20 protein-coding genes are annotated in these 22,494 nt (G+C 65.6%); 17 read left to right on the top strand and 3 right to left on the bottom strand.

Annotated features, from left to right (window positions below; translation table 11 throughout):
* Nucleotides 1-96: 96 nt before the first annotated feature.
* The 4 genes from FGS76_RS04430 to FGS76_RS04415 all read left to right on the top strand — a co-directional run bounded on the left by FGS76_RS04430 (nt 97) and on the right by FGS76_RS04415 (nt 4,596).
* The gene (locus FGS76_RS04430; RefSeq protein ID WP_138771414.1) at nt 97-1,527 is read left to right on the top strand and encodes an ABC1 kinase family protein; all 1,431 of its coding nucleotides are present in this window, start codon (nt 97-99) and stop codon (nt 1,525-1,527) included.
* 184 nt (nt 1,528-1,711) lie between these two features.
* Nucleotides 1,712-2,935, top strand: coding sequence for a Re/Si-specific NAD(P)(+) transhydrogenase subunit alpha (locus FGS76_RS04425; protein ID WP_138771458.1), 1,224 nt, complete (start codon nt 1,712-1,714; stop codon nt 2,933-2,935).
* Complete coding sequence (locus tag FGS76_RS04420) at nt 2,935-3,210, top strand: NAD(P) transhydrogenase subunit alpha part 2 (protein WP_067611132.1); 276 nt, start codon at nt 2,935-2,937, stop codon at nt 3,208-3,210. The genes FGS76_RS04425 and FGS76_RS04420 overlap by 1 nt, the downstream gene beginning before the upstream one ends.
* A 3-nt stretch (nt 3,211-3,213) precedes the next feature.
* Nucleotides 3,214-4,596 carry an NAD(P)(+) transhydrogenase (Re/Si-specific) subunit beta gene (locus tag FGS76_RS04415; protein ID WP_240692413.1) on the top strand — a complete coding sequence of 461 codons (1,383 nt, stop codon included), beginning with the start codon at nt 3,214-3,216 and terminating at the stop codon, nt 4,594-4,596.
* A gap of 357 nt (nt 4,597-4,953) precedes the next feature.
* On the opposite strand, the gene thpR is transcribed toward FGS76_RS04415, so the two are convergent.
* Nucleotides 4,954-5,457 carry an RNA 2',3'-cyclic phosphodiesterase gene (gene thpR / locus FGS76_RS04410; RefSeq protein ID WP_170214395.1) on the bottom strand — a complete coding sequence of 168 codons (504 nt, stop codon included), beginning with the start codon at nt 5,455-5,457 and terminating at the stop codon, nt 4,954-4,956.
* Nucleotides 5,458-5,542: 85 nt separating this feature from the next.
* Here thpR and rimO point away from each other — a divergent pair, with 85 nt between their 5' ends.
* From rimO to FGS76_RS04380, 6 genes are all read left to right on the top strand, one after another.
* Entirely contained in the window at nt 5,543-6,859 is a 1,317-nt protein-coding gene (gene rimO / locus FGS76_RS04405) for a 30S ribosomal protein S12 methylthiotransferase RimO (RefSeq protein ID WP_138771412.1), read from the top strand.
* A complete protein-coding gene (locus tag FGS76_RS04400) occupies nt 6,856-7,728 on the top strand; it encodes a DMT family transporter (protein ID WP_240692410.1) in 873 nt (290 codons plus the stop codon). Before rimO ends, FGS76_RS04400 begins: the two co-directional genes overlap by 4 nt.
* Nucleotides 7,729-7,927: 199 nt before the next feature.
* The gene (locus FGS76_RS04395; protein WP_138771411.1) at nt 7,928-8,887 is read left to right on the top strand and encodes an alpha/beta fold hydrolase; all 960 of its coding nucleotides are present in this window, start codon (nt 7,928-7,930) and stop codon (nt 8,885-8,887) included.
* 68 nt (nt 8,888-8,955) lie between these two features.
* Nucleotides 8,956-9,627: a class I SAM-dependent methyltransferase gene (locus tag FGS76_RS04390; RefSeq protein WP_138771410.1), complete on the top strand. Its 672-nt coding sequence runs from the start codon at nt 8,956-8,958 to the stop codon at nt 9,625-9,627.
* Nucleotides 9,628-10,043: 416 nt separating this feature from the next.
* The gene (gene lon / locus FGS76_RS04385; protein WP_138771409.1) at nt 10,044-12,425 is read left to right on the top strand and encodes an endopeptidase La; all 2,382 of its coding nucleotides are present in this window, start codon (nt 10,044-10,046) and stop codon (nt 12,423-12,425) included.
* A complete protein-coding gene (locus FGS76_RS04380) occupies nt 12,409-13,146 on the top strand; it encodes a pseudouridine synthase (RefSeq protein WP_377900211.1) in 738 nt (245 codons plus the stop codon). Before lon ends, FGS76_RS04380 begins: the two co-directional genes overlap by 17 nt.
* Nucleotides 13,147-13,231: 85 nt before the next feature.
* Here the strand turns inward: FGS76_RS04380 and FGS76_RS04375 are convergent, their stop codons facing one another.
* Entirely contained in the window at nt 13,232-13,555 is a 324-nt protein-coding gene (locus FGS76_RS04375; RefSeq protein WP_138771408.1) for an SET domain-containing protein, read from the bottom strand.
* Between the two features lie 68 nt (nt 13,556-13,623).
* On the opposite strand from FGS76_RS04375, the gene FGS76_RS04370 reads away from it, so the two are divergent.
* From FGS76_RS04370 to FGS76_RS04360, 3 genes are read left to right on the top strand one after another with little or no spacing between them, the layout of a single operon-like run.
* The gene (locus FGS76_RS04370) at nt 13,624-15,084 is read left to right on the top strand and encodes a haloalkane dehalogenase (protein ID WP_138771407.1); all 1,461 of its coding nucleotides are present in this window, start codon (nt 13,624-13,626) and stop codon (nt 15,082-15,084) included.
* A 4-nt stretch (nt 15,085-15,088) separates the two neighbouring features.
* On the top strand, nt 15,089-16,753 hold the full coding sequence (locus FGS76_RS04365) for an ABC1 kinase family protein (protein ID WP_138771406.1): 1,665 nt from the start codon (nt 15,089-15,091) through the stop codon (nt 16,751-16,753).
* 40 nt (nt 16,754-16,793) lie between these two features.
* A complete protein-coding gene (locus FGS76_RS04360; protein WP_138771405.1) occupies nt 16,794-17,579 on the top strand; it encodes a M48 family metallopeptidase in 786 nt (261 codons plus the stop codon).
* Nucleotides 17,580-17,711: 132 nt separating this feature from the next.
* Here FGS76_RS04360 and nfuA read toward each other — a convergent pair whose 3' ends face one another.
* The gene (gene nfuA / locus FGS76_RS04355) at nt 17,712-18,305 is read right to left on the bottom strand and encodes a Fe-S biogenesis protein NfuA (RefSeq protein WP_138771404.1); all 594 of its coding nucleotides are present in this window, start codon (nt 18,303-18,305) and stop codon (nt 17,712-17,714) included.
* Nucleotides 18,306-18,466: 161 nt separating this feature from the next.
* Between nfuA and FGS76_RS04350 the strand changes: the two genes are divergently transcribed.
* The 4 genes from FGS76_RS04350 (at nt 18,467) to FGS76_RS04335 (ending at nt 22,434) form a co-directional block, all read left to right on the top strand.
* Nucleotides 18,467-19,795, top strand: coding sequence for an MATE family efflux transporter (locus FGS76_RS04350; protein ID WP_138771403.1), 1,329 nt, complete (start codon nt 18,467-18,469; stop codon nt 19,793-19,795).
* Nucleotides 19,796-19,828: 33 nt separating this feature from the next.
* Nucleotides 19,829-20,080 (top strand): DUF2970 domain-containing protein, encoded by a 252-nt coding sequence (locus FGS76_RS04345; RefSeq protein ID WP_138771402.1) that lies wholly within the window; start codon nt 19,829-19,831, stop codon nt 20,078-20,080.
* A 151-nt stretch (nt 20,081-20,231) separates the two neighbouring features.
* Nucleotides 20,232-21,881: a nitrite/sulfite reductase gene (locus FGS76_RS04340; protein WP_138771401.1), complete on the top strand. Its 1,650-nt coding sequence runs from the start codon at nt 20,232-20,234 to the stop codon at nt 21,879-21,881.
* Nucleotides 21,874-22,434, top strand: coding sequence for a DUF934 domain-containing protein (locus tag FGS76_RS04335; RefSeq protein WP_138771400.1), 561 nt, complete (start codon nt 21,874-21,876; stop codon nt 22,432-22,434). Before FGS76_RS04340 ends, FGS76_RS04335 begins: the two co-directional genes overlap by 8 nt.
* The last annotated feature ends 60 nt before the right edge of the window (nt 22,435-22,494 follow it).

The raw sequence follows: 22,494 nt of genomic DNA, 5'->3' as shown, positions 1-22,494 counted from the left end.
GCCATTTCCCTGCATTGAAGTCGCTCACCTGTATAACTGGAACGCCCGGGCAAGATAGAATGCCAGGCGTTTGATGCCGTCCACCCGCGAGGCACTATGGCACGAAAAACCGTAAAACGGGTAAAAACGGGCTCCCTGGAGCGCCGCTTTTCCATGGCCCGCGCCGGCTTTCTGGCCGGCGCGCGCTACGCCACCACCAGCGCCGGCGGCCTGTTCAGCAGCGCCGACAAACGGGAAGCCCGGCGCCGGGAGAACCTGTCCGAGCGCGCCCGGGAACTGGTCGATGAGCTGGGCCGGCTGAAGGGATCGGTGGTCAAGATCGGGCAAATGATGGCCCTGTTCGGCGAGCACTTCCTGCCCGAGGAAGTCACCGCCGCGCTGCACACCCTGGAAAACAGCACCACCGCCCTGGAATGGTCCGCGGTGGAGAAACACCTGAAACAGCAGCTGGGCACCGTCAAGCTGCGTGATCTGGAGGTGGACCCGCAGCCCCTGGGCGCCGCCAGCCTGGCCCAGGTGCACCGGGCCCGGCGCAAAAGCGACGGCCGCGAGCTGGTGCTGAAGATCCAGTATCCCGGGGTGGCCAACGCCATCGATTCGGACATGCGCGCCCTGGTGCGGCTGCTGAAGCTGAGCCGGCTGGTGCCGATCACCGAGCAGTTCAATCAATGGCTGGACGAAGTACGGGCCATGCTCGGCCGCGAGGTGGACTACGATCTGGAAGCGCACACCACCCGGCACTTCCGTGAAATCCTCCGCGACGATCCCCGTTTCGTGGTGCCGGAGGTGTTCGCGGACTACTCCACCCACAATATTCTCTGCCTGTCCTACGAGGAAGGCGTGCACATCAGTGACCCCTCGGTCACCGAGCTGAGCCAGGAGCGTCGTAACTTCCTGGGCCGGGCGATCATGGAGCTGTGCTGCCGGGAGGTGTTCGAGTGGGACAAAATGCAAACCGATCCCAACTTCGGCAACTACCTCATGCGCGTGGACGAGAACGGCCGCGATCAGATCGTGCTGCTGGATTTCGGCGCCATCCGTGATTTCGACGACGAGGTGCTGGGGCCCGGCCGGGAGATGATCCGTGGCGCCTGGTACCACGACGGCGAGCGGCTGACCCGCGCCATGCGCGCGCTGGGCTTTCTTTCCGGTGACGTGCCGAAGCGGTTGCTGGACGATTTCGCCGCGCTCTGCTTCGAGGCCATCGAGGCACTGCAGGACCCGGAACGGTTCCCGCCGCCGCCGTCGGTGGTGAATGATCGTGGGGAGTATCTGTGGGGCGAGAGCGACCTGCCGAACCGGGTCATGAACCGGGCCAGCCGCACCGCTTTGTCGGTGCATTTCGACGTGCCGCCCAAGGAATTCATCTTTCTGTTCCGCAAGCTGCTCGGTGCTTACACCTTTTTACACGTGATCAAGGCGGAAGTGCGCGGAAACACCATTCTGGAGCCGTTCGTACACATGCGGGAGGATTCGGACCGGGCGATTGTCGAACAAAAAATGAACGAAAAACGGAAAAAAGGCTGATATTTCCGCTCAATTATTGACCGTTTGTCCAGTGGGTGGCCATTTCCTGTTTGCCAAGCTCGTCGCTCCACAATAAGGTTAGCACCCTGCTCAGCGGCCGGTTTGGATAAACCGGCCGTTTTTCGAGGTCCCCGGAAAATTCCCGGGACCGGTTTTAACGAACCATAAAATGGGGGTAACGCAGGTGATTATCGGTGTACCCAAGGAAATCTGCCCCGGCGAAGAGCGCGTCGCTTTGACGCCCGCCAACGTCGGCGCACTTTTGAAAAAGCAAGGCGTCGAGATTCTTATCGAACGAGGCGCCGGCGAGGCGGCGGGCTTCCAGGACGGCGATTACGAAGCCGCCGGTGCGAAGCTTGTCGACAGGGATCAGATCTTTTCCAACGCTCGGGCTATCCTGCAAGTGCAGACTCCGGGTAGCAATACGACCAACGGCGATAAAGACGTGGACAACCTGAAAGCCGATCAGTTCCTGATTGGCATGACGGATCCGCTGGCCAACCCGCAATTCGCCCAGACCCTGGCCGAACATAAGGTGACCGGCATCGCCCTGGAGCTGGTGCCGCGCATCACCCGGGCCCAGTCCATGGACGTGCTGTCTTCCATGGCCATGATCGCCGGCTACAAATGCGTGCTGCTGGCGGCCAACGCCTCGCACCGCATGTTCCCGATGAACATGACCGCCGCCGGTACCCTGAACGCCTCCCGGGTGTTCGTGATGGGCGCCGGTGTGGCCGGCCTGCAGGCCTGTGCCACCGCCAAGCGCCTGGGCGCCATCGTGGAAGCCTATGACGTTCGCCCGGCCGCCCGTGAACAGATTCTGTCGGTGGGTGCCAAGCCGGTGGAACTGGACCTGGACACCGGCGAAGCGGAAGGCTCCGGCGGTTACGCCAAGGCCCAGGGCGAGGATTTCCTCAAGCGTCAGCGCGAGCTGATGACCGAGGTGATCAAGGAAATGGACGTGGTGGTCACCACCGCCGCGGTACCCGGCGCCAAGAGCCCGATTCTGGTCACCGCCGACATGGTCAAGGCCATGAAGCCCGGCTCGGTGATTGTCGATCTGGCGGCGGAGCGCGGTGGCAACTGCGAGCTGACCCAGGCCGGCGAAACCGTGGTTGAGCATGGCGTCACCATCATCGGCCCCACCAACGTGCCCTCCTCCGTGGCTTTCCATGCCAGCCAGATGTTCGGCAAGAACATGGAAAACCTGCTCAAGCTGCTGCTCGACGACAACGGCGACCTGCAGCTGGACTTCGAGGACCAGATCGTGGCCGACACCGTGATCAGTCACGATGGCGACGTACCGCAGGCGCGCCTGCGCGAGATGCTGGGCCTGCCGGAACTGAAAAAAGCCGAACCGGAAGCCCCCGCCGAAGGCGGTGATTCCAACGGCGAGGAGGACAAGTAATGGACTTCGTATCACAGCTTACCCTCTTTGTGCTGGCCATCTTCCTCGGTGTGGAACTGATCACCAAGGTACCGCCGACCCTGCACACCCCCTTGATGTCCGGCTCCAACGCCATCTCCGGCATTACCCTGGTGGGCGCGCTGATCGCCGCCGGCTCCGACGCGGGTCTGTTGATCAACGTCCTCGGCTTTATCGCCGTGGTGCTGGCGACCATCAACGTGATTGGCGGCTTCATGGTCACCAATCGCATGCTCGCGATGTTCAAGAGGAAGTAACCCATGCAGATTTCCGATAACTGGATTGATATCGCCTATCTGATTTCGGCGGTTCTCTTCGTCCTCGGCATCAAGGGTCTGACCAAGCCGAAGACCGCCGTGCGCGGCAACCTGCTGGCGGCCGCCGGCATGGGCGTGGCCTGTGTGATCACCCTGCTGCACCGCGACATCGTTACCTACGAAATCATCATCGCCGGCGTCATCGTCGGCGGCGTGATCGGCGCCATCCTGGCCAAGAAAGTACAGATGACCGCCATGCCCCAGCTGGTGGCCCTGCTCAACGGCTTCGGTGGCGGCGCGTCCTTCGCGGTGGCGGCGGCGGAATTCTTCCGTGGCGGCCATCCGGACATGGTGGGCATCATCGCCACCGGCGCCGCGGTGCTGATTGGCGCGGTGACCCTGACCGGCTCCCTGGTGGCGTTCGCCAAGCTGCAGGAACTGATCGACGGCAAGCCCATGGGCTTCCCGGGCATGAAGGTGGTCAACGCCATCCTGCTGATCGGCTCCGTGCTGGCCATCGCCTATCTGGTCGCCAACCCCGGCACCCCCACGGTGTTCTGGGCGCTGGCCATCGCCGCCGCGGTCCTCGGCCTGCTGCTGGTGCTGCCCATCGGCGGCGCCGACATGCCGGTGGTGATCGCGCTGCTCAACTCCTACTCCGGTCTCGCCGCCTCCGCCGCCGGTTTCGTGATGGGCAACAGCGCCCTGATCGTCACCGGGTCCCTGGTGGGCGCCTCCGGCCTGATCCTTACGCAGATCATGTGTAAGGCCATGAACCGCTCCCTCACCAACGTGCTGTTCGGCGTGATGGCGGAAGCCGGCGAAGCCATGGATCAGGACGAGGTCTACGAAGGCAAGATCAAGTCCACCTCCGCCGAGGAAGTGGCCATGGTCCTGGAAACCGCCCAGCGGGTGGTGATCGTGCCCGGCTTCGGCCTGGCCATGGCCCAGGCCCAGCACGCGGTGCGCGACCTGGCCGACACCATGGAAGCCAATGGCACCGAGGTGGAGTACGCCATTCACCCGGTGGCGGGCCGTATGCCCGGTCACATGAACGTGCTGCTGGCGGAAGCGGAAGTGCCCTACGACAAGCTCAAGGACATGGACACCATCAATCCGACCTTCGAGCAAACCGACGTGGCCATCGTGCTCGGCGCCAACGACGTGACCAACCCGCTGGCCCGCGAGGACAAAGGCAGCCCGATTTACGGCATGCCGATCCTCAACGTGGACAAGGCCAGGACCGTGGTGGTGGTGAAGCGCTCGCTGAGCCCGGGCTTCGCCGGCCTGCCCAACCCGCTGTTCGCCAAGGACAACACCCTGATGTTGTTCGGCGACGGCAAGGGCGCCGTGGTGGACATCACCACCGCCCTCAAGGAAGGCTGATCCCCGCGATCCGCCAACCCGAAAAAAGCCCGGCCTCGCGCCGGGCTTTTTTTACCTCATCGCGCATCTATCCGGGACGCCGATCCCCGCGGCCCGAAAATGACTGTAGGAGCGGCTTCAGCCGCGATCCCCTCCGGCGCCATCTTAATCGCGACTAAAGTCGCTCCTACAAGCGCCCCTAGGAGCCCTGTAGGAGCGGCTTCAGCCGCGATCACCCGCCGTGCCATCTTCATCGCGACTGAAGTCGCTCCTACAAACACCCCTAGGAACCCTGTAGGAGCGGCTTTAGCCGCGATCACCAGCCGTGCCATCGTCATCGCGACTGAAGTCGCTCCTACAAGCACCCCTGCGGCGGGGTTATTGCAGGGCCCAGCGCTTCAGGGTCCGGTAGCCGCCGCCGTCCGGCGGGCTCTCCTGGAAGACCAGCTCCGTCACCGGCAAGTGCCAGGGGCCGGGCACGGGGGCGGCGCGGGTGGGTCCGGGCAGGCGGGCCAGGGTCACATGGGGCAGAAAGGCGCGCTCCTCCCCGGCCACCCCACTCTCCTCCAGACAGCGCCACAGGTTCCGGTGCAGGCCCATCAACGGCGGCGCCGGCTCGGCCCGGGCCGCCCAGATGCGCCCTTCCCGGTGGGGAAAGGGGCCGATTTCCGTGAGGGTCAGGTTGAAAGCGGGGGTGGCGGCGGCCAGGCCGGCCAGTGCCGGCCACAGCCGCCGCGCCCAATCCGGGTCGCGCTCGCCAAGAAACGCCAGGGTCAGATGCAGATCGGTGGCGGCGGACCGCCGGCCCTGGTCCGGCACGGCCTGTTGGCCCAGGGTGACGGCCAGCGCCGGGGGCACCGGGACAGCGATGAAACAGCGCATTCCGGGTGGTCCTCCAGGGTCCGATGATGGATGGTCAGGGCGGTGGCCCGGCGTTAGAATGCCGCACCCCAAGTTCGAGGTGTTTATGTGCGGAAAAGTAGGGTTCGTCAGCCTGGGCTGCCCCAAGGCCCTGGTCGATTCAGAGCGCATTCTTACCCAGCTGCGCACCGAAGGTTATCAGGTCACCGCCAGCTATGATGACGCCGACGTGGTGGTGGTCAATACCTGCGGTTTTATCGACGACGCCAAGGCCGAGTCCCTGGACGCCATCGGCGAAGCGCTGGCGGAAAACGGCAAGGTGATCGTCACCGGTTGCATGGGCGTGGAGGAGTCGGTGATCCGCCAGGCCCATCCGTCGGTGCTGGCGGTGACCGGCCCGCAGCAGTACGAGCAGGTGGTGGGCGCGGTGCACCAGGTGGTGCCACCCAGCCGCGACCATGACCCGTTCGTGGATCTGGTGCCGCCGCAGGGCATCAAGCTGACCCCGCGCCACTACGCCTACCTGAAGATTTCCGAGGGCTGCAATCACAAATGCAGCTTCTGCATCATCCCGAGCATGCGCGGCAAGCTGGACTCCCGGCCGGTGGGCGACGTGCTCGACGAGGCGGAACGGCTGGTCAAGGCCGGCGTGCAGGAGCTGCTGGTGATCAGCCAGGACACCAGCGCCTACGGCGTGGACCGCAAGTACCAGACCGGCTTCTGGCAGGGGATGCCGGTGAAGACCCGCATGCTGGAGCTGTGCCAGGCCCTGGGCCAGCTGGGCGCCTGGGTGCGGCTGCATTACGTGTACCCGTATCCCCACGTGGACGACATCATTCCGATGATGGCCGAGGGCCATATCCTGCCCTACCTGGACATTCCCTTTCAGCACGCCAGCCCGCGCATTCTCAAGGCCATGAAACGCCCGGCCCACGCCGAGAACAGCCTGGAGCGGATTCGCCGCTGGCGGGAGATCTGCCCGGACATCACCCTGCGCAGCACCTTTATCGTCGGCTTCCCCGGGGAAACCGACGACGATTTCGAACGGCTGCTGGATTGGCTGGAAGAGGCGCAACTGGACCGGGTGGGTTGCTTCACCTATTCGCCGGTGGACGGCGCCGCCGCCAACGCCCTGCCCGACCCGGTGGATGAAGATCTGGCCCTGGAGCGCCAGGAGCGCTTTATGAACGTGCAGGCGCGGATCAGCGCCGACAAGCTGCAGCGCAAGATCGGCCGCACCCTGGAAGTGCTGGTGGACGAGGCCGGCCCGGACGGCGCCCTGGCCCGCACCCAGGGCGATGCCCCGGAGATCGACGGCCAGGTGCATCTGCCCGGCGTCGCTGATCTGCGCCCCGGCCAGCGTCTCAAGGTGATCGTCGAGGACGCGGACGACCACGACCTGTGGGCCCGGCCCGCCCCGTGAGCGACCAGCGGTCCGTCGGCGCCCCGGCGGACCAGCCCCTGCGCGGCGCCCTGCTGCTGATCCTCGGCGAGGGCCTGCTGGCGGTGATGGCGGCGATGATCAAGCACGTCTCCGAAACCCTGCCCATCGAGATGATCGTGTTCGGTCGCAACCTGTGCGGCCTGCTGGTGCTGATGCCGATACTGATCGCCAGTGGCGGCATCCGCGATCTGGGCACCCGCCACCTGGGGCTGCATTTTATTCGCGGCTTCACCGGCGTCACCGCCATGTTCTGTTTCTTCTTCACCATCGCCCATATTGCCCTGGCGGAGGCGGTGCTGGTGAAAATGACGGTGCCGTTCTTCCTGCCGCTGGTGGCCTGGCTGTGGCTGGGCGACCGCATCAGTGTGCATACCTGGTTCGCCATCGCCCTGGGGTTCGTCGGCGTCGGCTTCATCATGCGCGCCGACCAGGGCAACGTGGACCCGGTCATACTGGTGGCGCTGGCCGGGGCCATGATCATGAGCGTGGCCAAGGTCAGTATTCGCCGCATGGCGGCCAGCGAACCCGCCCACCGGGTGGTGTTCTACTTTTCCCTGTTCGCCACGGTGATTTCCGCCTTGCTGCTGCTGCGGGTCCACCAGGCGCCCACCCCCGGCCAGTGCCTGTGGCTGCTGGCCATTGGTCTGGTGGCCATCGGCGGCCAGTTCGCCATGACCACCGCCTACCAACTGGCGCGCCCGGGACAGGTGGGCGTCTACAACTATTCAGCGGTGGTGTGGGCGGCGCTGCTGGGCTGGCTGTTCTGGGGCGAGACCCTGGTGCTCTCCACCCTGCTCGGCACCCTGCTGATCATCGGTGCCGGCATCTGGAACCTGAAAACCCGCTGAAGCTGCTCCATCGCACCTGTTGTAGGAGCGGCTTCAGCCGCGATCCCGCCATCACCGGGCTGATCGCGACTGAAGCCGCTCCTACGGGGAGCCAGAGTTTACCGATTTTGACCTTTCCAGCGCTGCCCAGGGCCACGCGGATCAACTACGCTGACCCTTCCCAAGGAAGACCACAATCACAGAACAAAGGGAGGCCGGCATGGCGATACACAGGTTTTTGCTGATGGTGGCGGCGGCGCTGCTGCTGGGCGGTTGCGACACCACCCGCCACTGGGCGTACCAGGAAGGCATGGCCTTCGAGAAATGGCGGGCCGGTCTGGAAGACCGTCAGGTGGAAACCCGCGACGGGTTCGACTGGCATGTGCTGGCCAGCAAGGGCCCGGTGCAGGCGCCGGTGGTGGTGCTGATCCACGGCTTCGGCGCCGACGGCACCAACTGGGTGAAGTTCGCCAATCAACTGGAAGACCAGTATTACTTCGTGATCCCCGACCTGCCCGGCCATGGCCGCACCACGCCGCGCACCACCGACCTGAATTACGGCATCAGCGAGCAGGCCGAGCGGGTGTTCACCCTGCTCGACAAAATCGGGGTGGACCGCTTCCATGTGGCCGGCAATTCCATGGGCGGCGCCATCGCCATCGAAATGGCCCGGCGCCAGCCGGACCGGCTGCTGTCCCTGGGGCTGGTGGACGCCGCCGGCATCACCGTGCAAACCCCGGAGTTTCTCAACGCCCTGGAGCAGTCCGACAAGAACCCCCTGATTCCGCGCAACGCCGAGCAGTTTCACACCACCCTGGACTGGGCCGCCAGCCAGTCCGTGGGCGTGCCCGGCTTCGTGATCACCGAGATGGGCAAGGAAAAGGCCGCCAACGCGGAGGTGGCGGACAAGGTCTGGCAGGACATGAACCTGGACCCGGCCCTGCGCCTCAAAGGGCGCGGCGTGCTGCCGCGCATCACCACCCCCACCCTGATTCTGTGGGGCCGGGAAGACCGTCTGCTGAGCCTGGAAAACGTGGACATCTTCCAAAAGGAACTGCCGGACAGCCGCGCCGTGATCCTCGATGACGTGGGCCATATTCCGATGGCCGAGGCCCCGGAACAGAGCGCCGAGGCCTTCGCCGAATTCTGGCGCGACGTGGATGGCAAGGCCGCTCCCTGAGCCGATCACTTGATCAACCCCGCCGGCGCCCTTAAGGTCGTTTCTTTTTTCAGGCGCCGGCGGCTCCCATGACCCTGCTTTCCGATTTTCCCGATCTCGAAGTGCCGCGGGTGCGCCGCGGCGAACCCCACACCGTGCAGACCCGTGGCATCACCCTGCTGCGCAGCGGCCACCGGGCGATACGCCGCCTCAAGCGCGAGCATGAGCCCTCCATCCACGGCAACAAGGTGTGGAATTCCAGTTTTCTGATCATGGACGAACTGAACCGGCGCCGGCGCGCCGGGGAAATCGGCGCCCACAGCCACCTGATGGACATCGGCTGCGGCTGGGGCCCGCTGTCGATCTTCGCCGCCAAACGGCTGGGCTGCCGGGTCACGGCGGTGGACGCGGACGCGGACGTGTTTCCCTATCTGGCCCTGCACGCCGCCGTCAACAAAGTGGAAGTGGAAACCCTGCGCTGCCGCTTCGAGCGGCTCACCAAAAAGCGCCTCGCCGGGGTGGATATCATTACCGGCGCGGACATCTGCTTCTGGGATGAACTGACCCCGGTGCTGTTCAACCTGATCCGCCGCGCCCTGGGCCAGGGCGTGCAGCGGATCATCATCGCCGACCCGGGCCGCTCGCCGTTCTATGAACTGGCGGAGCGCTGCGAACAGCATTTCAACGCCCGGGTGGTGGAGCGCCGCACCCAGACCCCCCGCTCGCTGAGCGCCGACCTGCTGATCGTCGAGCGGGACTGAAGCGGTTCGAGGTGTCTTTATCCGGGACGCGGCGGAGGCTGTAGGAGCGACTTCAGTCGCGATGAAGATGGCACCGGAACCGATCGCGACTGAAGTCGCTCCTACAAAAACACAGTCCCTGGGTCCCGGAAGAGGTAGCGTCCCTCCGGTGGGTGTAGGGGGGCTGTAGGAGCGACTTCAGTCGCGATGAAGATGGCACCGGAACCGATCGCGACTGAAGTCGCTCCTACAAAAACACGGGCGTATTCGCCGCCACCTCGCAAGGTGTTGTCGTGGGGTACTTTACGCGACTAACGTCGGTGCCAACTTCATCGCGACTGAAGTCGCTCCTACCGCAACCATTGAAAAGCCGGAGGCCGACGCCATTTCTACCGCATTGCGTTTACTTTCTTCAGGCGTGTCAGCGAGTCGAGTCAATGAGTCAGGACGATAATCAGACCACCATCGAACAAGGTACCCCGCAAGGCGCCCTGGCGCTGCCGGATAAGACCCTGCCGCAACGGGTCTATCTGATCCCGGTGCGCGAGCGCCCCTTCATGCCCGGCCTGGTGCAGCCGCTGCTGCTCGACGCCGAGCAATGGCGTGCCACCCTGGAACGGGTCGGCCAGACGCCCCACCATGCCCTGGGCCTGGTGTACGTGGGCGACCGCGACCCGGACCAGGTGGAACCGGAACAATTTCCGCAGTACGGCTGCCTGGTGAAAATCCACGCGGTCAACGGCGAGGACGATCAGCTGCAGGTGGTGGCCCAGGGCCTGGCCCGCTTCCATGTGGAAGGCTACCTGAGCCGCAAGCGTCCGTTCATGGCGGAAGTCAGCTACCCGGAACCCCGGGACCAGCTGGACGACAGCCTGCGCGCCTATGCCATGGCGATCATCAACACCATCAAGGAATTGCTGCCGCTGAACCCGCTCTACAACGAGGGGCTCAAGCACTATCTGCAGAATTTCTCCCCCCGGGACCCGTCACCGCTCACCGACTTCGCCGCCTCGCTGACCAGCGCCAGCGGCGATGAGCTGCAGGAAATCCTGGAGACCGTGCCGCTGCGCCCGCGCATGGAGCGGGTGCTGACACTGGTGAAAAAAGAAGTGGAAGTGGCGCGCCTGCAGAACCAGTTGCGCGAGGAGGTCAACGAAAAGATCTCCAAGCATCAGCGTGAGTTTTTCCTCAAGGAACAGCTCAAGGTGATCCAGCGCGAGCTGGGCCTGGAAAAGGACGACCGCACCGCCGACGCGGACGAATTCCGTGCCCGCATGGAAGCGCTGTCGCCGCCGGAGGCGGTACAGAAGCGCTTCGAGGAAGAACTGCGCAAGTTCGGCGTGCTGGAATCCGGCTCACCGGAATACGCGGTTACCCGCAATTACCTGGACTGGCTGACCAGCGTGCCCTGGGGCGTCTACTCCGACGACAACCTGGACCTGGACCATGCCCGGCAAACCCTGGAAGCGCACCACAGCGGCCTCACCGATGTGAAGGACCGGATCATTGAATTCCTGGCGGTGGGCGCCATGCGCGGCGAGATGAAAGGCTCGATCCTGCTGCTGGTGGGCCCGCCGGGGGTGGGCAAGACCAGCATCGGCCGTTCCATCGCCGAGGCCCTGGACCGGCGTTTTTACCGCCTCAGCCTGGGCGGCATGCGCGATGAAGCGGAGATCAAGGGCCACCGGCGCACCTACATCGGCGCCCTGCCCGGCAAGCTCACCCAGGCGCTCAAGGACGCCGGCACCAGCAACCCGGTGATCATGCTCGACGAGATCGACAAGCTCGGCCAGTCGTTCCAGGGCGACCCGGCATCGGCGCTGCTGGAAGTGCTGGACCCGGAACAGAACCAGGACTTCCTGGACCACTATCTGGACCAGCGCCTGGACCTGAGCCACTGCCTGTTCGTGTGCACCGCCAATACTCTGGATTCCATTCCCGGCCCGCTGCTGGACCGCATGGAAGTGATCCGTCTGAGCGGCTACATCACCGAGGAGAAAGTGGCCATCGCCCGCAACCATCTGTGGCCCCGGGCGCTGGAACGGGCCGGGGTGAAACCGGCCCAGCTGAAGATCAGCGACAGCGCGCTCAAGGAAATCGCCGAGGGCTACGCCCGGGAAGCCGGCGTGCGTAACCTGGAGAAGCAGCTCAACAAGATTATCCGCAAGGCGGCGGTGCGGCTGCTCTCCGGGGAGAAGAAACTCAGCGTCACCGGCAAGAACCTGGAGGAGTTCCTGGGCCAGCCCTATTTCCAGAAGGAAAAAACCCAGCGCGGGGTGGGCGTGGTCACCGGCCTGGCCTGGACCGCCATGGGCGGCGCCACCCTGTCCATCGAGGCCTCCCAGGTGCATGCCCAGCGGCGCGGCTTCAAGCAAACCGGCCAGCTCGGTGATGTGATGAGAGAATCCGCCGAGATCGCCTACAGCTACGTGGCCAGCCACCTGCCCGAGTTCGGCGGCAGCGCCGACTGGTTCGACGAGTCCTTCGTGCACCTGCACGTGCCGGAAGGCGCCACCCCCAAGGACGGCCCCAGCGCCGGGGTGACCATGGCCACCGCCCTGATCTCCCTGGCCACCGGCAAGCGCCTGCCGCGCAAGCTGGCGATGACCGGCGAACTGACCCTTACCGGCCAGGTACTGGCGGTGGGCGGCATCCGCGAGAAGGTGATCGCCGCCCGCCGGGTGGGCATCCGCGAGCTGATCCTGCCCAAGGCCTGCGAGCGCGATTACAAGGAACTGCCGGACTACCTGAAAAAGGGCATGACCGTGCATTTCGCGGAACGCTACCAGGACGTGCACCGGATTGTCTGGGGCAAATAACCCGGACGGGGACCAGGGGCGGCCGGCCAGCCGACCGCGCCGCCCCACCCGTGCCGAACAGCCTGAACGCTATATCGTGCCGGAGTGCCGGGAAGCGGTCACCGAGCTGTATCGGGACGCCCATATCCTGGTGGTCAACAAACCCCCTTTTCTGCTCAGCGTGCCCGGCCGCGCCCCGGAAAACCGGGATTGCGTCACCACCCGTCTCAAGCGCGATCATCCGGACCTGCGGCTGGTGCACCGGCTCGACCTGGACACCTCCGGGGTGATGGTGTTCGCCCTGACCCGGGCGGCGCAAAGCGGGCTGAGCCGCGCGTTCCAGCAACGGCGGGTGGCCAAGGCCTATCAGGCGGTGGTGCAAGGCGTGGTGGACGACGAGGAAGGCCGCATCGACCTGCCCCTGTGTGCGGACTGGCCCAACCGCCCGCTGCAAAAGGTTTGCTTCGAGAGCGGCAAGCCGGCGCTCACCCGATGGCGGGTGCTGGAGCGTGAGCCGGCGCGGCAACGCACCCGCCTGCGGCTGATGCCGGTCACCGGCCGCAGCCACCAGCTGCGCATTCACTGCCGGGAAATCGGCCACCCGATTCTGGGCTGTGACCTGTACGCGCCACCGGCGGTGCTGGGCCGCAGCGACCGCCTGCTGCTGCACGCGGAAAGCCTGGCGTTCAATCACCCGGTCACCGGTTTATGGAGCGAGTTTCATTCGCCCGTGCCGTTTTGATTAGGTGATCGCGACTGAAGTCGCTCCTACAGATCCTCGGTAACCACTGTAGGAGCGACTTCAGTCGCGATAAAACCCACCGCGATCAACTCCAATCCTCACCGTAATCGTGCACCAACTCCTGCCCGGCCTTGATGTTCTTCAGAGCCACCACGGTGAGGTCCTCGTAATAGGCCACATTGGGTTTCTTGTGGTGGTTGATATAGCGCAGGTCGCAGAGCACCCGGTAGCGCTCCTCGCCCTCGTCATCCAGCCACAGCACATAGGGGCCGTCGCCCTTGGCGGGCTTGGTCTTGAGCACCCCCAGCACGGTGTCGCGGGGAATCGCGGCGCGGGCAAACAGGCCGCGGCCGTGGATCGGGCTTTCCTTAACTTCCACCAGGTCCTTTCGCACAAAGGGTTTGGCCATGGTTTTCACGCTTGCAGTGGTGATCGGGGCCGTGGCATCTTGCCAGAAAAGCCGCTGGGACGCATGGCATGGGATTCGCCGATTACCCGTTCAGCTCGCGCTACCTGAGTGTGGACGGACACCGTCTGCACTATATCGACGAGGGTCGCGGACCGACCCTGCTGTTCCTGCACGGCAACCCCACCAGCAGCTACCTGTGGCGCAACATCATCAAGCCCCTGCGCGCACGCTATCGCTGCGTGGCCCTGGACCTGATCGGTTTCGGGCGCAGCGACAAGCCCCACATCGACTACCGCTTTCTTACCCACTATCACTATCTGCAGCGGTTCGTGGCCGAACTGGATCTCAAGGACCTGACCCTGGTGTTGCACGACTGGGGCGGCCCGCTGGGCTTCCGCCTGGCCCAGCGGGAACCGGAGCGGGTGGCGCGGCTGTGTTTCATGGAGACCTTCCCGTTCACCTTTGACTGGGAGGAGTTTCCACTGGCGGCCCGGCCCCTGGTGTTCGCGTTCCGGGACAAGCGGCTGGCGCCGTGGCTGCTGCAACGCCACAACCTGTTCGTGGACCTGGTGCTGCGCTTCAGCGTGCTGCGGCCGCTGCCACGCAGTGTTCTGGCCGCCTACCGGGCGCCCTTCCCGGATGCCCGCAGCCGCCTGCCGATCCGTGTATTCCCCTCGGAGCTGCCGCTCAACGACCGGCCCGGCGAGACCCACCGCGCCATCGCCGAGATCGAGGCCAACCTGCCGCGCATGATCCAGCCCATGCTGTTGCTGCATTTCCAACCCGGCGCGGTGCTCAGCCGCGGCCGGGTGGACTGGCTGGCGCGGCGCATTCCTCACCTGGAGGTGGTGGACGGCGGTGCCGGTCTGCACTATGTGCAGGAAGACCGCCCCCAGACCATCGCCGCCGCCCTGGAAACCTGGCTGGACCGGCTCTCCGATCCCGCCGCTGTCTCCACCCCCATCTCCACCTCCACCACCGCCCCGGCACCTGCGTCGGCACCCACCTCGGCACCCACCTCGACACCCAGGATAGCCGCCGAGGACGACCGTTACGCCGGTCCGCTGCGCTGGCGCTGGTCGCCGGAACACCACGGCGGCCTGGCGGCGGCCTGGTCCGAGGCCGGGCTGGTGCAGTTGTGCTTCGCCGCCGACGCCGAGGACGGCCGCGCCCAGATCGAGAAGCGCTTTCCCAAGGCGTCCCTGGAGCCCGCCGACCCGGACGCCATCGATACCCTGATGGCGGCGCCGGCGGCCACCCCGCTGCACCTGGTGGGCACGCCCTTTCAACGGGCGGTGTGGCGCGCCCTGCTCGCCATACCCGCCGGCCAGACCCGCCAATACGGGGAACTGGCCGGGCCACTGAACAGCCAGGCCCGGGCGGTGGGCAACGCGGTGGGCGCCAACCGCATCGCCTTGCTGGTACCCTGCCATCGGGTGGTACCCCGGGCCGGCGGGCCCGGCGCTTACCACTGGGGAGTGACGCGCAAAAAGGCGCTGCTGGCCGACGAAGGCATCAAGGACCTCTGAAACAATGAATCTGCTGCACACCGGTCGTGATCTGCGGCGTATCAATCAACTGGCCACCGTCCTGCTCAAATACGGGTTCGCCGACATGCTGCGCCGCCTGGGCCTGGCCACGCCGGTGGAACAGGCCGGACGGCTGGTGCGCGCCGGTGGCGAGCGTCGCCTGCTACGGCTGAGCACCGCCGAGCGGCTGCGCCACGCCATGGAGGAGATGGGCCCCACCTATGTGAAGCTCGGGCAGGTGCTGGCCACCCGGGTGGATCTGTTTCCGCCGGACTGGATCGACCAGTTCGAGCAGCTCCAGGACCGGGCCCGGCCGGTACCCTTCGAGACCCTGCGGCCGGCGGTGGAAGCGGCCCTGGGCCGGCCCCTGGAGCGGGTTTTCGCCCAGGTCGAGGAACAGCCCCTGGGGGTGGCCTCCATCGCCCAGGTCCACGGCGCCCTGACCCGGGCCGGCGAGCGGGTGGTGATCAAGGTGCGCAAGCCGGGCATCGAGGCCACCATCCGCTCCGACCTGCGGCTGCTCGATCAGCTCGCCAAACTGGCCTCGGACAATTCCGAGGAACTGCGCCGTTACCGGCCGGTGGAGCTGGTGCGGGAGTTCCGCCGGTCGCTGACCCGGGAACTGGATTTCACCATCGAGGCGCGCAACGCGGAGCGCATCCGGCGCAATCTGCGGGCGTTTAAATGGCTCACCGTGCCGCGGGTGAACCTGGCGCTGAGCAGCGCCACCCTGCAGGTGCAGGAGCGCATCGAGGGAATCCCGGCCCGGGCCCTGGACCAGCTGGACGCCGCCGGCCTGGACCGGCCGCTGATCGCCCGCCGGGGCGCCCTGGTGGCCTGGAAGATGGCCCTGGAAGATGGCTTTTTCCACGCCGATCCGCACCCGGGTAATTTCCTGATTCTGCCCGGCAACCGCATCGCCATGCTCGACTTCGGCATGGTCGGCAAACTCAGCGACGGCCGCCGCGATCAGGTGGTGCGCCTGGTGCGCGCCATCCTCACCCGCGATTCCGAGCACGCGGCGGGGGTACTGGCCGGCTGGTCCGACGGCCAGCCGGTGCATTTCGAGATGCTGGTGGCGGACGTGGAGGACGTGGTGTCGCTGTACTACGGCATGCCCCTGTCCCAGCTTGACCTGGGCGCCCTGCTCGGCGACATCACCGCGCTGGTACGCAACCACGGCCTGGTGCTGCCCGCCGACATCGCCCTGTTGCTGAAAGCCCTGCTCACCCTGGACGGCTTTGGCCGCCTGCTGAACCCGGACTTTGATCTGATCGAGGAAGCGCAGCCCCTGCTGCAGCGGCTGGTGCGGCAGCGCTACGCCCCGAGCCGGCTGGCGCGCAGCCTGGGCCTGCGGGCCCTGGATCTGGTCGACCGGGCCTATGCCCCGCCGGTGGCGCCGGGGGCGCCCCGGCCCGGCCAGGCCGGCGGTCTGGACCCGCGCCATCTGGAATCCCTGGTGGCGCGCCTGGAGCGCGGCCAGTACCGGCAGACCCAGGGCATGCTCACCGCCGCCGCCCTGATCAGCGGCGGCCTGATGCTGGCCGGCCGGGTGCCGCCGGCACCCTGGGATCTTTCCCTGCCCGGTGTGCTGCTATTATTGGCTGGCGGGCTGTGGTCCTCCTGGCTACTCTGGGTGGCCCGCCGCCATCTGCGCGAATGGAAATGAACGACAGGGACCCAAGGGCCCGATAAGGAGAAGCACCACCATGAAACGTCTTGCCCTGCCCGCCGCCGGGCTGTTGCTGCTTGCCGCCTGTGCCACCTCGCCGCTGGGGCGGCATCAATTCCTGCTGATGCCCGCCTCGGAGATGGACCAGATGGGTGCCACCGCCTACGCGGAAATGAAGAAGGAGCAGCCCATCGAGACCGGCACCGCCGAGGCCCGTTACGTGCAGTGCGTGGCCAACGCCATCACCAGCGTGCTGGATTCCGACCAGAAGTGGGAAGTGACCGTGTTCAAGGACGACAGCGCCAACGCCTTCGCCCTGCCCGGCGGCAAGATCGGCGTGCACACCGGCCTGCTCAAGGTGGCCAAGAACCAGGATCAGCTGGCCGCCGTGATCGGCCACGAAGTGGGCCATGTGCTGGCCCAGCATTCCAACGAAAGGGTATCGATCCAGTACGCCACCCAGACCGGCACGCAATTGGTGGCGGCCCTGGCCGGTGGCGACAGCGCCGAACAGCAAACCCTGATGGGCCTGCTCGGGGTAGGTGCCCAGTACGGGGTGCAGCTGCCGTTCAGCCGCAAGCACGAAGCGGAGGCGGATGTGATCGGGCTGCAGTTGATGGCGGAGGCCGGCTTCAATCCGGATCAGAGCGTGGCCCTGTGGCAGAACATGGCCGCCGCCTCCGGCGGTGCCGCGCCGCCGGAACTGCTGTCCACCCACCCCAGCAACCAGAGCCGCATCGAGGGGCTGCGCGCGCGGCTGCCGGAGGTACGGCCGATCTATCAGCAGGCCCGGGCCGCCGGGCGCACGCCGCATTGCGGATAAAGGTGTCGCGGGAGGAGTAGCGCGGCTGAAGCCGCTCCTTCGGGGCCCTTTTATCGCGGCTGAAGCCGCTCCTACAAAACCCGCCAGCCGATTCTTGTAGGAGCGGCTTCAGCCGCGATCAACCGGCGGGCACTACTGGTAATAAGCGTTATCGGTAACCGTGTGGTCGGTCTTGTCACGCACCCCGGTCAGCTCCGGAATCTGCTCCATCAGGGTACGTTCCACCCCATCCTTGAGGGTCACGTCCACCACGGAACAACCCTGGCAGCCGCCGCCGAACTCCAGAATCGCCACCTTCTCCTCGGTGAGTTCCAGCAACTGAACGTTACCGCCGTGGGCGGCCAGGTTCGGGTTGATCTCGGCGTACAGGATGTAATTGATGCGCTCTTCCAGGGAGGCGTCCGGGCTGATGTCCGGTACCCGGGACTTGGGCGCGCGGAAGGTCAGCTGGCCGCCCATGGAGTCCTTCTTGAAGTCGATCACGGCGTCTTCCAGGTAACGCACGCTCTTGCCTTCGATAAAGGCGTGGAAGCCCTCGTAGTCATAGCGTACGTCGTCGTCTTCCTGTTCGCCGTCCGGGCAATAGGCCATGCAGCACTCGGCGTGGGGGGTGCCCGGGCGCTCCACGAAGATGCGCACCCCGATGCCGTCCTGATCCTGGCGGGACAGCAGGTCGCGCAGGTACTCCTGGGCGGAATCTGTAATGCGGATAAGCGTTTCGGTCATGCCGGTTTCCGGTTGCGACTTTCCTGACCATTTTAGTCAGGTATTGGCCGGTTGCAATGGGCACATGGCGATCCGAACGCGCCGACAGCCTTAGCCTATCGCTGGGGTAGCCGCCGCCTTTCTGCTATGGTGCGCGCTTTCTGACACGGACCGCTTTGACCTTGCCCGACCTCTCCCGCAGCCGACGGATTCTCGCCCTGGCCCTGCCCATCATGGCGGCCATGGCCAGCCAGAGCCTGATGAATCTGGTGGACGCCGCCATGGTCGGCAGCCTGGGCGGCCAGGCCCTGGCCGGGGTCGGCCTGGGTGGCTACGCCGCCTTTATGTCGATCAGCGTGGTGATCGGCCTGGGCGCCGGGGTACAGGCCATGGTGGCCCGCCGCAAGGGCGAAGGCGATGCCAGCCAGTACGCGGTGCCGCTCAACGCCGGGCTGGTGCTGGGCTTCGCCCTGGCGCTGCCGATCTCACTGCTGTTCCTGGCGGTGAGCGATCCGGGCATGGCCCTGCTGGCGCCGGACGCGGGCACCGCCAGGGTGGCCGCCGACTACCTGGATATGCGTCTACTGAGCGTGTGGGCGGTGGCCATGAACTTCGGCTACCGGGGCTACTGGAACGGCATCAACCGCCCCGGCGTCTATATGCGCACCCTGGTGATGACCCATGTGGCCAATGTGGCGCTCAGCTATGGCCTGATCTTCGGCCATTTCGGGCTGCCCGAGCTGGGCGCCGCCGGCGCCGGCCTGGGCACCAGCCTGGCCCTGTATCTGGGCAGCCTGATGTACTTGCTGCAAACCTGGGCCGGCGGTGGCCGCGCCCATGGCTTCCTGCGCGAATGGCCCGCCGCCGCCACCTTCCGGCACATTCTGCGGGTCAGCGTGCCCAACGGGGTGCAGCAGTTTTTCTTCGCCGCCGGCCTGACCCTGCTGTTCTGGGTGATCGGCCGGGTGGGCACCCAGGAAGTGGCGGTGGCGCACATCCTGATCACCCTGGTGCTGTTCCTGATCCTGCCGGCCATCGGCCTGGGGCTGGCGGCGGCGTCGCTGGTGGGCCAGGCCCTGGGACGCGGCGACACGGACGACGCCTACCGGTGGGGCTGGGACGTGACCCGGGTGGCCATGGCCCTGCTGTTCGTTCTCGCCCTGCCCATGTGGCTGGTGCCGGACCTGATCCTGGGCCTGTTCCTGAAGCAGCCGGAGCTGGTGGAACTGGGGCGGGTGCCGCTGATGATCACCGGGCTGGCGATCTGCCTGGACGGCGTCGCCATCGTCCTTACCCAGGCCCTGCTGGGGGCCGGCGCCGCCCGCTCGGTAATGATCGTCACTCTGGCGGTGCAGTGGTTTTTCTTTTTGCCCCTGGCCTATATCATCGGCCCGGTGCTGGGTTACGGGTTACTCGGCATCTGGCTGGCCCAGGCGGTGCAGCGGCTGATCACGTCGGTGCTGCTGTGTGGGCTGTGGACCCGGCGCGGCTGGACCGCGATCGAGTTGTGAACCCGACCCTTCTGAGTGCCTTTGAGGACCGTCATGAGCGACCGCGACCCTAACAACGACAACACCCCCGAGGATAAACCGGATCATCGCCCGCGCTTCCTGCAGGTGCTTCACAGCGTGCTGGCCGCCCTGTTCGGCGTGCAAAGCGGCGCCAACCGGGAACGGGACTTCCAGAAAGGCAAGGCCGGCGACTATATCGGCGTCTATGTGATCATGGTGATCGCCCTGGTGGTGACGGTATTCATCGTCGTCAGCATCGTGATCAGCTCCGCCACCGGCGGTTGATCGGGCCGGTTTCTTATACGGGTAACGCCTAGCGATATAGCAATATATTTCTTTTAAGTATAAGCACGCTTTGCTACATTCCCGCCCAAATTCGATGGGTAAAGAGATTACTCTTTACGAATCAACGCATTAATCAGAGCGTGACGGCACCATGTACGTTTATCAGGACTACGACCAACGCCTTCTGGAAGAGCGGGTGGCTCAGTATCGGGATCAGACGCGCCGCTACCTGGCCGGGCAGCTCAGCGAGGATGAGTTCCTGGTGCTGCGCCTGCAGAACGGGCTTTATATTCAGCGTTACGCGCCGATGCTGCGCATCTCGGTGCCCTACGGCATGCTCGCCAGCAAGCAGCTGCGCACCCTGGGCCGGATCACCCGCGAGTACGACAAGGGCTTCGCCCATGTCAGTACCCGTCAGAATATCCAGCTCAACTGGCCGGAGGTGGAGGACGTACCCGATATCCTCGCCGAGCTGGCCGCCGTGCAGATGCACGCCATTCAGACCAGCGGTAACTGCATCCGCAACATCACCACCGACGAACTGGCCGGCGTGCGTCCGGACGAGGTGGAAGACCCGCGCCCCTGGTGCGAGATCATCCGCCAGTGGTCCACGTTCAACCCGGAATTCGCCTACCTGCCCCGCAAGTTCAAGATCGCGGTGAACGCGGTGCCGGACGCGGACCCGGCGGTGATCGGCGTGCACGACATCGGTGTCCAGGTGGTACGCGGCAGCGATGGCGAAACCGGTTTCCAGGTATGGGCCGGTGGCGGCCTGGGCCGTACCCCGGTGGTGGGCTCCCTGATCGGCGAATTCGTGCCCTGGCGGCACCTGCTCGCCTATCTGGAAGCGATCCTGCGGGTGTACAACAAGTACGGCAACCGGGACAACAAGTACAAGGCGCGCATCAAGATCCTGGTCAAGGCCCTGGGTGCCGACAAGTTCCGCGAGCTTGCCGAGGCGGAATTCGCCGAGCTCAAGGACGGCCCGATGACGCTCACCGAACAGGAAGTGGCGCGCATCCGCCAGTGCTTCACCGAGCCGGATTACCGCGACCAGGTGGACCACGGCGCCCTGGAGCAGGCGCTGGACGACGACCGTGCCTTCAACCGCTGGTACCACACCAACACCCGCGCCCATAAAAACGACGGCTACCGGGCGGTGACCCTGACGCTGAAGAAGACCGGCCGCATTCCCGGTGATATCAGCGACAGCCAGTTCGAGAAGGTGGCCGATCTGGCCGACCGCTACAGCTTCGGCGAGGTGCGCAACACCCACCAGCAGAACATGGTGATGGCGGACGTGGCCAAGGACGATCTGTTCGCCCTCTGGCGGGAACTGGACGCCCTCGGTCTGGCCACCCCCAACCTGGGCCTGCTCACCGACATCGTGGCTTGCCCCGGCGGCGACCTGTGCTCGCTGGCCAACGCCAAATCGATTCCCATCGCCGAGGGCATCCAGCGCCGTTTCGACGACCTGGATTTCGTCCACGACCTGGGCGCGCTGGACATCAATATTTCCGGCTGCATGAACGCCTGCGGCCACCACCATATCGGCCATATCGGCATTCTCGGCGTGGACAAGAAAGGCAAGGAGTTCTATCAGATCACCCTGGGCGGACGCGGCGACAAGATGTCCCGCATCGGGGAGAAGATGGGCCCCTCCTTCGAGTCCCACGAGGTGACCAACGTGATCGAGAAGATCATCAACACCTACGTGGATCAGCGCCTGGAGAACGAGCCGTTCATCGATACCTATGAGCGCATCGGTATGGACCCGTTCAAGGAGAGTGTCTATGGGTAACGAAACCAATATCGGTAACGAAGCCAATGGCACCCCCGGCCGGGTGATCGTCGACGGCCGGATCGTCGACAACCAATGGCGGCGCTTCAGCGCCGAACAGCTGGAAACCGACGCCCTGCCGGAACAGGGCGCGGTGATCGTGCCGCTGGCCTACTGGCTGGCCAACCGGGACGCCCTGCTGGCCCGTGCCGACGCGGTGGGGGTGTGCCTGGAGCCCGGCGAGGAGCCGGCGGATCTGGCCGACGACCTGCCCCGGCTGGAACTGGTGGCGATCCATTTCCCGGCGTTCAAGGACGGCCGTGGCTACTCCTATGCCCGGGAACTGCGCACCCGCTACCGCTTTGCCGGTGAGGTCCGCGCGGTGGGTGACGTGCTGCAGGATCAGCTGTTTTATATGCACCGGGTGGGTTTCAACGCCTTCGAGGTGCGCGCCGACCGGGATATCGAGGAAGCCCTGGAAAACGGGCTGCGTCCTTTCACCATCACCTATCAGGGCGATGTGCACGATCCCCGGCCGGTGTATCTGCGCCGGGACGACTTGCAGGGCGCCTGAAAGCAATCGCGGCTGAAGCCGCTCCTACGGGATTCCCGTGTAGGAGCGGCTTCAGCCGCG

The organism is Alloalcanivorax gelatiniphagus (assembly GCF_005938655.1).
Lineage (GTDB): Bacteria > Pseudomonadota > Gammaproteobacteria > Pseudomonadales > Alcanivoracaceae > Alloalcanivorax > Alloalcanivorax gelatiniphagus.
Note: the sequence above shows the minus strand (reverse complement) of the source record. Positions and strands in the feature narration are given on the sequence as shown.

Excerpts from the sequence above, each read along its gene's own strand:
- FGS76_RS04430 (WP_138771414.1), top strand. The coding sequence starts at position 97 with ATGGCACGAAAAACCGTAAAACGGGTAAAAACGGGCTCCCTGGAGCGC.
- FGS76_RS04420 (WP_067611132.1), top strand. The coding sequence starts at position 2,935 with ATGGACTTCGTATCACAGCTTACCCTCTTTGTGCTGGCCATCTTCCTC.
- FGS76_RS04415 (WP_240692413.1), top strand. The coding sequence starts at position 3,214 with ATGCAGATTTCCGATAACTGGATTGATATCGCCTATCTGATTTCGGCG.
- thpR (WP_170214395.1), bottom strand. The coding sequence starts at position 5,457 with ATGCGCTGTTTCATCGCTGTCCCGGTGCCCCCGGCGCTGGCCGTCACC.
- rimO (WP_138771412.1), top strand. The coding sequence starts at position 5,543 with ATGTGCGGAAAAGTAGGGTTCGTCAGCCTGGGCTGCCCCAAGGCCCTG.
- FGS76_RS04395 (WP_138771411.1), top strand. The coding sequence starts at position 7,928 with ATGGCGATACACAGGTTTTTGCTGATGGTGGCGGCGGCGCTGCTGCTG.
- FGS76_RS04390 (WP_138771410.1), top strand. The coding sequence starts at position 8,956 with ATGACCCTGCTTTCCGATTTTCCCGATCTCGAAGTGCCGCGGGTGCGC.
- lon (WP_138771409.1), top strand. The coding sequence starts at position 10,044 with ATGAGTCAGGACGATAATCAGACCACCATCGAACAAGGTACCCCGCAA.
- FGS76_RS04375 (WP_138771408.1), bottom strand. The coding sequence starts at position 13,555 with ATGGCCAAACCCTTTGTGCGAAAGGACCTGGTGGAAGTTAAGGAAAGC.
- FGS76_RS04370 (WP_138771407.1), top strand. The coding sequence starts at position 13,624 with ATGGGATTCGCCGATTACCCGTTCAGCTCGCGCTACCTGAGTGTGGAC.
- FGS76_RS04365 (WP_138771406.1), top strand. The coding sequence starts at position 15,089 with ATGAATCTGCTGCACACCGGTCGTGATCTGCGGCGTATCAATCAACTG.
- FGS76_RS04360 (WP_138771405.1), top strand. The coding sequence starts at position 16,794 with ATGAAACGTCTTGCCCTGCCCGCCGCCGGGCTGTTGCTGCTTGCCGCC.
- nfuA (WP_138771404.1), bottom strand. The coding sequence starts at position 18,305 with ATGACCGAAACGCTTATCCGCATTACAGATTCCGCCCAGGAGTACCTG.
- FGS76_RS04345 (WP_138771402.1), top strand. The coding sequence starts at position 19,829 with ATGAGCGACCGCGACCCTAACAACGACAACACCCCCGAGGATAAACCG.
- FGS76_RS04340 (WP_138771401.1), top strand. The coding sequence starts at position 20,232 with ATGTACGTTTATCAGGACTACGACCAACGCCTTCTGGAAGAGCGGGTG.
- FGS76_RS04335 (WP_138771400.1), top strand. The coding sequence starts at position 21,874 with ATGGGTAACGAAACCAATATCGGTAACGAAGCCAATGGCACCCCCGGC.